Source organism: Sulfitobacter sp. 15WGC, from assembly GCF_005068605.1.
In the GTDB taxonomy this organism is placed as follows: Bacteria; Pseudomonadota; Alphaproteobacteria; order Rhodobacterales; family Rhodobacteraceae; genus Sulfitobacter; species Sulfitobacter faviae.
The window spans coordinates 67,890-79,560 of the sequence record NZ_SZNL01000013.1 but is presented as its reverse complement, the minus strand read 5'-3'; the positions used below and the strand labels follow the sequence as shown (position 1 = coordinate 79,560).

Annotated in this window: 10 protein-coding genes and 2 pseudogenes; 7 read left to right on the top strand and 5 right to left on the bottom strand. The window is 62.3% G+C overall.

Translation table 11 applies throughout. From position 1 onward, the window contains the following. From FCK22_RS19320 to FCK22_RS12540, 3 genes and pseudogenes are all read left to right on the top strand, one after another. Positions 1-118, top strand: a pseudogene (locus FCK22_RS19320) (pyrroline-5-carboxylate reductase); the annotation flags it as partial. Beyond that, entirely contained in the window at positions 111-449 is a 339-nt protein-coding gene (locus FCK22_RS12545; RefSeq protein ID WP_067267303.1) for a tRNA-binding protein, read from the top strand. The pseudogene FCK22_RS19320 and the gene FCK22_RS12545, both read left to right, overlap by 8 nt. Then, positions 446-1,396, top strand: a complete 951-nt coding sequence (locus tag FCK22_RS12540) for a D-glycerate dehydrogenase (protein WP_067267302.1) — start codon at positions 446-448, stop codon at positions 1,394-1,396. The genes FCK22_RS12545 and FCK22_RS12540 overlap by 4 nt, the downstream gene beginning before the upstream one ends. Here the strand turns inward: FCK22_RS12540 and FCK22_RS12535 are convergent. Both FCK22_RS12535 and FCK22_RS12530 read right to left on the bottom strand, forming a co-directional pair. Next, positions 1,393-1,974 (bottom strand): thymidine kinase, encoded by a 582-nt coding sequence (locus FCK22_RS12535; protein ID WP_067267300.1) that lies wholly within the window; start codon positions 1,972-1,974, stop codon positions 1,393-1,395. The two genes, FCK22_RS12540 and FCK22_RS12535, sit on opposite strands and share 4 nt — an antisense overlap. A gap of 77 nt (positions 1,975-2,051) precedes the next feature. Next, positions 2,052-3,176: a beta-ketoacyl-ACP synthase III gene (locus FCK22_RS12530; protein WP_067267298.1), complete on the bottom strand. Its 1,125-nt coding sequence runs from the start codon at positions 3,174-3,176 to the stop codon at positions 2,052-2,054. Between the two features lie 416 nt (positions 3,177-3,592). Between FCK22_RS12530 and FCK22_RS12525 the strand changes: the two genes are divergently transcribed. Genes FCK22_RS12525 through FCK22_RS12515 form a run of 3 tightly spaced genes read left to right on the top strand, consistent with a single transcriptional unit; the run spans position 3,593 to position 6,383 of the window. Beyond that, positions 3,593-5,296 carry a TadE/TadG family type IV pilus assembly protein gene (locus FCK22_RS12525; protein WP_136720455.1) on the top strand — a complete coding sequence of 568 codons (1,704 nt, stop codon included), beginning with the start codon at positions 3,593-3,595 and terminating at the stop codon, positions 5,294-5,296. After that, positions 5,293-5,823 carry a TadE/TadG family type IV pilus assembly protein gene (locus FCK22_RS12520; RefSeq protein WP_067267295.1) on the top strand — a complete coding sequence of 177 codons (531 nt, stop codon included), beginning with the start codon at positions 5,293-5,295 and terminating at the stop codon, positions 5,821-5,823. Before FCK22_RS12525 ends, FCK22_RS12520 begins: the two co-directional genes overlap by 4 nt. Beyond that, entirely contained in the window at positions 5,820-6,383 is a 564-nt protein-coding gene (locus FCK22_RS12515) for a hypothetical protein (protein WP_067267294.1), read from the top strand. The genes FCK22_RS12520 and FCK22_RS12515 overlap by 4 nt, the downstream gene beginning before the upstream one ends. Before the next feature lie 55 nt (positions 6,384-6,438). Here the strand turns inward: FCK22_RS12515 and carB are convergent. Further along, a pseudogene (gene carB, locus FCK22_RS12510) lies at positions 6,439-9,797 on the bottom strand (carbamoyl-phosphate synthase large subunit). A 156-nt stretch (positions 9,798-9,953) separates the two neighbouring features. Next, positions 9,954-10,739: an alpha/beta fold hydrolase gene (locus tag FCK22_RS12505; protein ID WP_067267290.1), complete on the bottom strand. Its 786-nt coding sequence runs from the start codon at positions 10,737-10,739 to the stop codon at positions 9,954-9,956. Between the two features lie 54 nt (positions 10,740-10,793). On the opposite strand from FCK22_RS12505, the gene FCK22_RS12500 reads away from it, so the two are divergent. Then, positions 10,794-11,168: a hypothetical protein gene (locus FCK22_RS12500; protein ID WP_067267288.1), complete on the top strand. Its 375-nt coding sequence runs from the start codon at positions 10,794-10,796 to the stop codon at positions 11,166-11,168. 18 nt (positions 11,169-11,186) lie between these two features. On the opposite strand, the gene FCK22_RS12495 is transcribed toward FCK22_RS12500, so the two are convergent. Continuing rightward, complete coding sequence (locus FCK22_RS12495; RefSeq protein ID WP_067267287.1) at positions 11,187-11,585, bottom strand: cupin domain-containing protein; 399 nt, start codon at positions 11,583-11,585, stop codon at positions 11,187-11,189. Positions 11,586-11,671 lie beyond the last annotated feature (86 nt).

The following is an 11,671-nucleotide window of genomic DNA, read 5'->3' as shown; positions in this document are numbered from 1 at the left end:
TGGCACGACCCAAGCGGCGCTTGAGGTTTTGATGGACAAGGCCGAAGGCTTCCCGCCCCTTCTCAAGCGCGCGGTCGCCGCCGCGGCGGACAGATCGCGGGAGCTGGCCAATGGCTGAGATCACTTTCGACGATTTCCTCAAGGTCGATATTCGCGTCGGCACCGTGACCCGGGCCGAAGCCTTTCCGGAAGCACGCAAACCGGCGATCAAACTCTGGGTAGATTTTGGCGAGGAGATCGGCGAGCGTAAGACCTCGGCCCAGATCACCGCGCATTATACGCCGGAGACGCTGGTGGGGCGGCAGGTCGTGGCCGTGGTTAATTTCCCCGTCCGTCAGATCGGGCCTTTCATGTCCGAGGTGCTGGTGCTCGGCCTGCCCGACAAGGACGGAGAGATCGTGCTTTTGTCGCCCGATCAAAAAGTGCCCGAAGGAGGGCGGATGCATTGAAAAAGATATTGATTGCCAGACCTTTACCCAAAGATGTCACCGAGGCGTTGAAGGGCTGCGAAGTGACGGTGCGCGAGGAAACCGCGCCGCTTTCGGGCGAAGAAATGCGCGCGGCGCTGCGCGACTATGACGGGGTGATGCCGACCCTGGGGGACGCCTTCTCGGCCGAGGTTTTCGCCGATGTGCCCGAGCCGCGCTGCAAGATCCTCGCCAATTTCGGCGTCGGTTATAACCACATCGACGCGGCAGCGGCGCGCGCGGCGGGGGTGGAGGTGACCAACACCCCCGGCGCCGTCACCGATGCCACGGCGGATGTCGCCATGACGCTCATGCTGATGTCCGCCCGCCGCGCTGCCGAAGGGGAGCGGCTGGTCCGCTCCGGCGCATGGGCCGGTTGGCACCCGACGCAGATGTTGGGGCTGCATTTGACCGGCAAACGGGTCGGCATCGTTGGCATGGGCCGGATCGGGCAGGCCATCGCGCGGCGCTGCCACTATGGGTTTGAAATGCAGGTCAGCTATTTCAACCGCAGTGAGAAAGACCTCGATTTTCCCGCCACCCGTGTCGAAAGCCTGACCGCGCTGGCTGAAGCCGTGGATGTGCTTGTCATCGCTGTGCCCGGCGGCGGCGAGACGCGGCATTTGATCGATGAAACCGTACTCCGCGCGATGCAGCCCCATGCCCATCTGATTAACATCGCCCGCGGCGATGTGGTGCAGGAGGCCGCCTTGATCGAAGCCCTGCAAGCGGGGCGCATCGGCGGTGCGGGGCTGGATGTCTATGAGTTCGAGCCCAAGGTGCCGCAGGCGCTGCGTGATCTCGACAATGTTGTGCTGTTGCCGCATCTCGGCACCGCGGCGCATGAGGTCCGTGTCGATATGGGGCTGATGGCCGTGGCCAATCTACAAGCCTTCATCGACGGAGAGGCCCCGCCAAACCGGGTTTAACCGTCGCCCACGGCGGCGCGCCAGTGTTTGCGGCAGAGCGAGACATAGGTCTCGTTCCCGCCGATCTGCACCTGCGCGCCGTCCCGCATCGCTTGCCCTTCGGCGTCGCGGCGCACGACCATCGTGGCCTTCTTGCCGCAATGGCAAATGGTGCGCACTTCGCGCATCTCATCGGCGAGCGCCAGCAGGGTGGCGGAGCCGGGGAAAAGCTCACCCCGGAAATCGACGCGAAGGCCAAAACACATGATCGGCACGCCCAGATCATCCACCGCACGGGCCAGTTGCCAGACCTGCTCAACCTCTAGAAACTGCGCCTCATCGACAAAGATACAGGCGCAGGGGCCTTGCTCCAACCGGGCTTCGATCTTGGCCAAAAGGTCTTCGCCCGGGGCGAAAGTATCGGCCTCTTGCCCGATGCCGATGCGGGAGGCGATGCGCCCTTCGCCCGCGCGGTTGTCGAACTGCGCGGTGAGCAAAAAGGGCACCATGCCGCGTTCCACATAGTTATGCGCCGCTTGAAGCAGCACTGTGGATTTACCGGCGTTCATGGTGGAGTAATTGAAGTAAAGCTTTGCCATGGGCAGGGTGTTACGCCGCCCATGACAGCGGATCAAGATGCAAACCCCGTCCTCATCTTAGGGCCGGGTACGGCGCGTCAGCCGCGCTTTTTGACGATGACGGAGCCGACGGAATAACCCGCCCCGAAGGAGCAGATCAGCCCGGTGTCGCCGTCTTCCAGATCGTCGGAGTTCTTGGCGAAAGCGATGATCGACCCGGCGGAGGAGGTGTTGGCGTAGTCTTGCAGAATGTTGGGCTGTTCGCCCGGCTCAGGCTCGCGCCCCAGCACTTTGCGCCCGATGAAATCGTTCATCGACTTATTCGCCTGATGCAGCCAGATGCGCTTGAGATCGGCGGATTCCAACCCGTTGTCGGACATATGCCCACCGATATGGTCGGCCACCATGGGTAACACTTCCTTAAACACTTTGCGCCCATTCTGCATGAACTGCATATCGCGCCGGTCGCTCAGCCCATCGGGGCGGGAGCGGCGGAGGAAGCCGTTGTTGTTGCGGATGTTGTTGGAATATTCGGTCGCGCAGCGGGTCGAGATGACGTCGAAACAGGGGCCGTCGACATCTTCGGCCCGTTCCAGCAGCGTGGCGGTGGCCACGTCACCAAAGATGAAGTGGCAATCGCGATCACGCCATTCGAGGTGGGCGGAGCAAATCTCGGGGTTCACCACGAGGGCGGAGCGGATGGAGCCGGAGCGGATCATATCCGCCGCCGCCTGAATGCCGAAAGTGGCCGAAGAACAGGCGACGTTCATGTCGAAGGCGAAGCCCTTCACGCCGAGAAGTTCCTGAATCTCGATGGCCACGGCGGGATAGGCACGCTCTAAGTTCGAAGCGGCGCAGATCACCGCGTCCACATCCTCGGCACTCTTTCCAGCGGCGGCGAGCGCCTTTTGCGCGGCATCAATGGCCATTTCGGCCATGAGGGAAGGTTCCTCATCCGCGCGCTGGCGCAGCAGGGGGTGCATCACATTGGGGTCCAGCACGCCGGATTTATCCATGACATAGCGCTGTTCGATGCCGCTGGCTTTGACGATGAACTCTTCCGAGGAATGCGCCTTGGCCTCTAGGGTGCCCGCTTCAATCGCCTCGGCATTTTCGGCGTTGTAGAGGTCGGCATAGGCGTTGAAGGCTTCGACCAGTTCGGCGTTGGTGATGGTTTGCTGCGGCGTGAAAACGCCCGTACCGGTGATGGCGGCTTGATACATCGGTGTGATCCCTTTCTCTCCAACGGCATGGCTGGTCTGATAAAGCTGAGCAGCCCCGGGCGAATTGCAAGGGCCGTTGTCATGTCGGTGCACTTTGCTGCAGGGGGCAGCAAGGTGCAGGTTCCATACTTTAGCGAAACCGCACAGGACTTGCCACGGCTTTGACGGGGCAGACGTGTGAATGCCGCTACAGTTGCGAATTTTGATCGCCCCGGCCCCCGCGCGCTGGCTTGACTATGCAACCGTAACCGCGCAGTGATCGAGCATTAGCAATCATTAATTGAACGAGAACAGCAGGGTTTTTTTGGAGGCAGCGGCCCCTCCGGCGCGTGATTTACAGGTCCACCACCCGCGGATGCCGCAGCCTAAAGCACAGAATTTGCTTACGGATTCAACCTCCGAAAAAGAGAGGTGTCATGAGGCGCAGTATTATCAGTCGAATGCTTTGCAAGCGGGCAAAGCGTTTTCGCAAGGACGAGGGCGGCGGCATGCTGGTCCTCATGTTGGTCGTGTTTTTCGGGATCACGATCTTTGGCGGGCTGGCCGTGGACCTGGCGAACCACGAGCGGACGCGGACCACCTTTCAGACCCATCTCGACAATGCCGTGCTCGCCGCGGCGAGCCTGTCGCAAGACCTCGACCCTGAAGAGGTCGTGCGCAGCTACCTGACCTCCGCGGGGCTCGATCCTTCCGAGGTGGTGATCGACTCGAGCGAAGAAAAGATCGGCGGCATTCTGGTGGGGCGCACCGTCGAAGCCTCGCTTCCCGCCGGGCTGAACACTTATTTCTTCCGGTTTTTCGACATCGATTCACTCGGGATGACGATCAGCTCTGAGGCGACCGAACGGGTCGAGGATATCGAGATTTCTCTGGTGTTGGATGTGTCGGGGTCGATGGGGGAGAGGACCAGCGACCGCAGCGGGATCAAGCTGACCCTGCTGAAGAATGCGGCCATCGACTTTGTCGATACGATCCTAAGCGATACCGAAGAGGGACGCGTATCGATTTCGATCATTCCCTATTCGACCAAGGTAAATGCGGGAGAAGCTCTGCTGGGCCAATATTCGACAACCACCGAACATAGCTATTCCCACTGCGTGGATTTCGATGGGAATGACTATGGTTCCTTGGCGATCGACCCCCAACAACAGATGCAACGGACAGGGCACTTCCAGTTCCAGAGCATGTCGAGTTCCAATCAGGAAAGGGGCCAATGGGTTTGCCGTAAAGACGCAGGCTTTGAAATTACTCCTTTGTCAGACTCGGTCGCGGCGCTGAGATCGCAAATCCTCGCCTTGACCGCCGAAGGGTCGACGTCGATCGACGTTGGTGCGAAGTGGGGGCTGGCCTTGCTCGACCCATCCGCACAGGGGCCGGTGAGCGGCTTGATCGACGTCGGTCTGGTCCCGCAGGAGTTTCAAGGCCGTCCGCACCCACACGGGGCTGATAACAGCATGAAGGTTCTGGTGCTGATGACGGATGGTGAGAACTTTCCGGAATACCGTCTTGAGCCTGAGTATGCTTCCGGCGAGTCGGATGTGATCCGCACCGACTACGGGTCGGTGGTGTTCTATACAGTGGATTCTGCTGAACGCTCCAACGAATACGACGGGGATAATTCCTATCCTGAGGACTACTTTTATGCGACCCACCCTTGGGGCTCTGATCGTAGGTGGGATGATTACACGCTGCTCAACCACCCCAGTCTACGGGACTATAGGGATCAAGGGCAGGAAGAACGGCTCGACTGGCCCGAGGTTTGGGCCGAGATGTCCCCTTATTACTACGGCTATAACCTCTATGGCCGGCGGCGGACGACGAGCTGGTGGGGCGGATCGCAGACTTGGAGTTCGCGCGCGAATAGTTTTTGGAACAACATGCACGACACCATCAGCGCGAACGAGAAAGACCGCCGCCTGCGCCAAATCTGCGGCGTCGCGAACACCGCTGGCGTCGTCGTCTATTCCATCGGCATGGATGTCGACAGCACCAACTCCCTCAGCCTTTTGAAAGACTGCGCCTCTTCCGAGGCCCATTACTTCGACGTTCAGGGTCTGGAGATCCAAACCGCCTTCGACATGATCGCGGCGTCCATCTCTATGTTGAGGCTGACCAAATGATCCGCTTCGTCAAAGACCGCTTTCGCCGGTCCGAGGCGGGCGGGGTCACCATCGAGTTCGTCATCCTTTTGCCGCTCGTCTTTTACTTCTTCTTCCTCGCGCTTGAGACGGGCCTGTGGAGCGCGCGTGAGATCATGTTGCGGCGGGCCACGAATTTGGCCGTGCGGGACGTGCGGTTGGCCACCGGTTCCGTGCCAGGCTATGACGCGATGAAGGCGCTGATTTGTGAGCGGTCGGTTTTCGATGCGGGCTGCATCGAGAATATCCGGATCGAAATGCGGGCCATGCCGATTGCCGACTGGGCTGATCTGAGCGGGGCTGCCCCCTGTGTCGACCGGGATGAGGATTTCGACCCCGCAAATGGCTTTCTACCCGGCCAGCAGAACAATCTGATGATGATGCGGGTCTGCCGCCTGTTCGATCCGCTTTTGCCGGGGACAGGCTTGGGCCGGAAATTGCCCGAAGGGTCGGATGGCACATATGGCGTGCGGGTCACCACCGCTTTCGTGACGGAGCCGCGCGGATGAGGGGGATCGTATTCAAAGGTTTCGTCCGGTCGGAAGAGGGCAGCCAGACGATTGCCTTTCTGGTTCTGCTGCCGTTGTTGGTCTGGTCGATCATGGCGATGCTGACCTTTACCGATGCCTTTCGGGTGCGCGGGATGGCGACCGATGCCACCGCCGTCATCGCCGACAGCCTGTCGCGGCAGACGACGCCGATCAACGCCGCTGATCTCTTGGGCCTGCAGTCGGTCGCGGAGCAGCTCACCGGTTACGAAGTCTCTCTTCGCGTCACGCAGGTGCGGTGCATTCTGAATTGCGACAGTCTGACCCGCCGGATTTTGGCGGTGGATTTCTCGCAAGGCATCGGACTGGACAGCCTGCTCGATCTCGACTTTATCGCGGGGCTTTCGCGCGAGCGGGTGCCGCTGATGGCCAATGGTGACCGTCTGGTGTTGGTGGAGACTTCTTTCATGCACGAGCCGATTGCGCAGATCGGCTTGGAGGGCACGGAGGTCAACGTCTCGCATGCCACGCGGATGCGTTTCGCGCCTCAGCTTTGCTGGATCCGCTGCATCATCAGCTAGGCGGGCGCCGATGCCCAAATGCGAAAGGGGCCGCCCGATGGGCAGCCCCTTTTTCTTATCCCTGAAGCGCTTTCACGCCGATCGCATCCTCGGCCTGCGCCTTGATTGCCAATGCGGCGGCATGGGCACCTGCGGCGGTGGTGAAATAGGGGATCTTGTCGTAAAGCGCGATGGAGCGGATCGACTTGCTGTCTTCGACCGCCTGTGCGCCTTCGGTGGTGTTCATCACCAGATGCACCTCGCCGTTCTTCATCATATCGGTGATGTCCGGGCGCCCTCATAGACCTTGTTCACCACATCGCAGGCATGGCCATTGGCGGTGAGCCATTCCGCCGTGCCACGGGTGCCGATGAGGGTAAAGCCTTGGTCTAGCAGGATCTTCGCCGCATCCAGCATGTTCTGGCCCTTATCCGCATCCTTAACCGACAGGAAAGCGCAGCCCTTGCGCGGCAGCGGGTTGCCCGCGCCCATCTGCGCCTTGAGGAAGGCGCGGGGGAAGTCGCGGTCCCAGCCCATGACCTCACCGGTGGAGCGCATTTCTGGCCCCAGCAGCGTGTCGACGCCGGGGAAACGGGCGAAAGGCAGCACGGCCTCTTTGACCGAGAACCACGGCATATTGGGGTCGGCCAGCGTCATCGGGTCGCCCAAGGGCAGCGTGTCTTCATAGGCCGCCTGATCGGGGTAGGCGGGGCGCTGCGGGAAGTTGCTCAGCGGCTCACCGGCCATAATCCGCGCGGCGATGGAGGCGATGGCGCTATCGGTCGCCTTGGCCACGAAGGGCACGGTGCGCGAGGCACGGGGGTTCACCTCGATGAGGTAAATCTCGCCGTCCTTCACCGCGAACTGGATGTTCATCAGGCCCACAACGTTGAGCGCCTTGGCCAGCGCGCGGGTCTGCTCTTCGACCTCTTCGATCACTTCGCGCGGCAGCGAATAGGGCGGCAGCGAACAAGCGCTGTCGCCGGAGTGCACGCCCGCCTCTTCGATGTGCTGCATGATGCCCGCCACGTGGACATCCTTGCCGTCGCAAAGCGCGTCGACGTCAAGCTCCACCGCGCCGCTGAGGTAGCTGTCGAGCAGCACCGGGCTGTCGCCCGAGACGACGACGGCGGTGGTGATGTAGCGCTCAAGGCTGGCCTGGTCGCGCACGATTTCCATCGCGCGGCCACCCAGAACATAGGAGGGGCGGATCACCAGCGGGAAGCCGATTTCCTTGGCGATCTCCATCGCCTCCGCATCGGAATGGGCGATGCCATTGCGCGGCTGTTTCAGGCCGAGGTTCAGCACAAGCTGCTGGAAACGCTCACGGTCTTCGGCCAGATCGATCATGTCGGGCGTGGTGCCGAGGATCGGAATGCCCGCTTCTTGCAAACCATTGGCAAGCTTCAGGGGGGTCTGGCCGCCGAACTGCACGATGACGCCGTGCAGCGTGCCGTTCTCCTGCTCGACGCGCAGGATCTCCATGACATGCTCAAAGGTCAGCGGCTCGAAATAGAGGCGGTCCGAGGTGTCATAGTCGGTCGAAACCGTCTCGGGGTTGCAGTTGACCATGATGGTCTCATAGCCCGCATCCGTCAGCGCGTAGCAGGCGTGGCAGCAGCAATAGTCGAACTCGATGCCCTGACCGATCCGGTTCGGGCCACCGCCGAGGATCACTACCTTCTTACGGTCCGAGGGCCGCGCCTCGCATTCCGCCTCGCCCATCAGCGGGGTCTCATAGGTGGAGTACATGTAAGGCGTCTGCGCCTCGAACTCAGCGGCGCAGGTGTCGATGCGTTTGAACACGGCCTTGACGCCAAGCGCCAGCCGCGCGTCGCGGACCTGTGCCTCGCGGCTGTCGGTCAGCATGGCGAGGCGGGCATCAGTGAAGCCCATCATCTTCAACTCGCGGAAGGTATCGGCATCGCTTGGCAAGCCGTTTGCGCGAACGCCTTCCTCGGCCTCGATAATCTCACGGATGCGGGCAAGGAACCACGGGTCGAACATCGTATGCGCGTGCAGATCGTCGTCCGACATGCCGTGGCGCATCGCTTGCGCGATGGTGCGCATCCGGTCGGGGGTAGGCGCCGACACGGCTTTGATAAGCGCCGCCATATTCTCGGGCGCGTCGCCGGGCAGGTCGCTGTTGAGACCGGCGATTTCGACTTCGTCAAAGCCTGTAAGGCCCGATTCCATTGACGCCAGCGCCTTTTGCAGGCTCTCGTGGATGGTGCGGCCAATGGCCATGGTCTCACCCACCGATTTCATCGCGGTGGTCAGGTTGGGCTCGGCCCCGGGGAATTTCTCAAAGGCGAATTTGGGGATCTTGGTGACCACATAGTCGATGGTCGGCTCGAAGGAGGCGGGGGTGACGCCGGTGATGTCGTTGTCGAGCTCGTCCAGCGTGAAGCCCACGGCGAGCTTCGCGGCGATCTTGGCGATGGGGAAACCCGTGGCCTTGGACGCCAGCGCCGAAGAGCGGGACACGCGCGGGTTCATCTCAATCACCACCATGCGGCCATCGGCGGGGTTCACCGCCCATTGCACGTTGGAGCCACCGGTCTCCACCCCAATCTCGCGCAGCACCGCAATGGAGTGGTTGCGCATGATCTGGTATTCTTTGTCCGTCAGCGTCAACGCGGGGGCCACGGTGATGCTGTCGCCGGTGTGCACGCCCATCGGGTCGATGTTCTCGATGGAGCAGACGATGATGGCGTTGTCGGCGGTGTCGCGCACCACCTCCATCTCGTATTCCTTCCAGCCGAGCAGCGACTCATCGACGAGGATCTGGCCCATCGGCGAGGCATCCATGCCCGAGCGGCAGTAGAACTCGTAATCCTCGCGGTTGTAGGCCACGCCGCCGCCGGTGCCGCCCATGGTGAAGGCGGGGCGGATGATGGCGGGCAGACCGACGTATTCCAGCGCTTCGAGCGCGAGGTTCACGCCCGCGGCGAGGTCTTTCTTGCCGTCTTCGCGCGTCGGGGCGGTGACGATGGTGGCCTTGGGGTTTTCGATGCCCAGACGGTCCATCGCTTCGCGGAAGAGTTTGCGGTCCTCGGCCATCTCGATGGCCTCGCGCTTGGCTCCGATCATCTCGACGCCGAATTTCTCAAGCACGCCCATCTCTTCGAGCGCGAGCGAGGTGTTGAGGCCCGTCTGGCCGCCCATGGTGGGCAGCAGCGCATCGGGGCGCTCTTTCTCGATGATTTTGGCGACGATTTCGGGCGTGATGGGCTCGATATAGGTGGCGTCGGCGAGCCCGGGATCGGTCATGATCGTGGCCGGGTTGGAGTTGACGAGGATGACGCGGTAGCCTTCCTCCTTCAGCGCTTTACAGGCTTGGGCGCCGGAATAGTCGAACTCGCAGGCTTGTCCGATGACAATCGGCCCCGCACCAATGATCATGATCGACTGGATGTCGGTACGTTTCGGCATGGCGGCCCCCTAATTTTGCAAATTGTCCTGCCTTATAGGGATGGCGGCACGGGCTGCAAGGGGGGAATGGCTTTGACGGCCCCATAAATAAGGGCGGGGGCGCCTGTTCAACCCTTGCGGGCGCTGTGCTGGGGCGATCTGACAGGGCCAAAGCGGTCAGCCCGCGTGCGAGGCCCCTTCGGCGTTTAGAAAGATGCGCAGCGTGGCTTCGAACTCGCGCGGTTTCTCTGCGTGCAGCCAATGCCCCGCGCCGGGAATCTTGGCAAAGCGCGCTTGTGGGAACAGCGCCTTGATCGGCTCACGGTGTTCGGGCTGCACATAGTCCGAGGCACCGCCCGACAGAAACAGGGTCGGCCCCGGGAACTGGCCGGTCACATCCTCGGGCCAGCCGACGATCTTGGGCATCTCCGCCTCAAGCGCGTCGAGGTTCAGCCGCCAGCGCTTGCCGGGCAGGTCGAGCGATTGGGTGAAAAAGCTCTGCAACGCGCGCTCCACCCCCGCCTCGGCCAGCTGCGCCTCGGCGTCCGAGCGGCGCTCGACACGGCTGAGGTCCACGCCGCGCATGGCGTCGATGAACATCTGTTGCGTGTGGCCGTAAGCGACAGGCGCGATGTCGGCGACGATCACGCGGCGCAGCAGCTCGGGCCGGGTCAGCGCCAGCATCATCACCGCCTTGCCGCCCATCGAGTGGCCGCAGATGTCCACCGGGCCGCCCAGATGCGTGATCACCTCGGCCAGATCCTGCGCCATTTCGGGGTAGCTGTGGGTGTCGTGATGCGGGCTGCCGCCGTGGTTGCGCATGTCGACGGTGACGACATGACGCGCGTCCGCGAGGCGTTTGGCGATCACGCCCCAGTTGCGGCCAGAGCCATAGAGGCCATGGACGATCAGCAGGGTCGGGCGGTCGGCGGCGGCTTCGCCATATTCGGAGTAATTCAACATGCGGGCAAATTTAAGGGCATTGCAGCCCGGGGACCAGAGCGATTAGATGCGCCCATGATTGACCGCCAAGATTTCGACACCCGCGCCGAGGCGCTGCGCCCTTTGTTCGAGGACCGTTTGCGCATCAAGGCCCGCGATCTGCGTGAGGCGTTTCACCGCGCCGGGCCGGAACTGCCGCGCGGCATTCGCGGCGATGGGATGTTGCTCAGCAAGACCGAGCATCTGGTCGCCAACCCCCATATCGCCCGTCAGTTGGAGGATGCCCCGGTTTGGGCCGCCTTCAACCGGGTTACGGCGCATTTGAAAGAGATCGACCCAAAGGCCCGGCGGCGCGGCATCATCCTTGACCGGCTGGCCGGCGTGGCCTTCAATATTCTGGTGGTTTTCGCAGGCTTTGTGATCTGGCTTTGGTGGCGCGGCTACGTGTAAGCCGCCGCGCCGATGGGCTCAGGCCGGGTCGTAATCCGCGTCCAATACCTTTTCCATCCATTCGACCGCCTCACCGACCTGTGCCTCTTGCAGGGCGATATGGGTCATGGCGCTGTCGGGCGCGGCCCCGTGCCAGTGTTTCTCACCGGGGCCGAACCAGACGACATCGCCCTTGTTCAGCGTCTGCACCGGGCTGCCTTCGGTCTGGGCGCGGCCTGTGCCTTCGGTGACGATCAGGGTCTGGCCCAGAGGGTGGACATGCCACGCCGTGCGCGCGCCGGGCTGAAAGGTCACCGTCACGCCGCGGAGGCGGGCAGGCGCCGGGGCCGAGATCAGCGGGGTCATCTCGACCTCTCCGGTGAAGTAATCGTCAGGGCCGGGTTCAGAGGGGCGGCTGCCCTTGGGGTGAATGATCATGCGGTTCTCCTTTGCGAGAGAATGTGGCGCGGGGAGGGGGGATCGGCAAGGGGGCTGTCTGGCGATGATCGCCCGGAATCAAGGCG

Excerpts from the sequence above, each read along its gene's own strand:
- FCK22_RS12520 (WP_067267295.1), top strand. The coding sequence starts at position 5,293 with ATGATCCGCTTCGTCAAAGACCGCTTTCGCCGGTCCGAGGCGGGCGGG.
- FCK22_RS12535 (WP_067267300.1), bottom strand. The coding sequence starts at position 1,974 with ATGGCAAAGCTTTACTTCAATTACTCCACCATGAACGCCGGTAAATCC.
- FCK22_RS12545 (WP_067267303.1), top strand. The coding sequence starts at position 111 with ATGGCTGAGATCACTTTCGACGATTTCCTCAAGGTCGATATTCGCGTC.
- FCK22_RS12495 (WP_067267287.1), bottom strand. The coding sequence starts at position 11,585 with ATGATCATTCACCCCAAGGGCAGCCGCCCCTCTGAACCCGGCCCTGAC.
- FCK22_RS12500 (WP_067267288.1), top strand. The coding sequence starts at position 10,794 with ATGATTGACCGCCAAGATTTCGACACCCGCGCCGAGGCGCTGCGCCCT.
- FCK22_RS12515 (WP_067267294.1), top strand. The coding sequence starts at position 5,820 with ATGAGGGGGATCGTATTCAAAGGTTTCGTCCGGTCGGAAGAGGGCAGC.
- FCK22_RS12505 (WP_067267290.1), bottom strand. The coding sequence starts at position 10,739 with ATGTTGAATTACTCCGAATATGGCGAAGCCGCCGCCGACCGCCCGACC.
- FCK22_RS12530 (WP_067267298.1), bottom strand. The coding sequence starts at position 3,176 with ATGTATCAAGCCGCCATCACCGGTACGGGCGTTTTCACGCCGCAGCAA.
- FCK22_RS12525 (WP_136720455.1), top strand. The coding sequence starts at position 3,593 with ATGAGGCGCAGTATTATCAGTCGAATGCTTTGCAAGCGGGCAAAGCGT.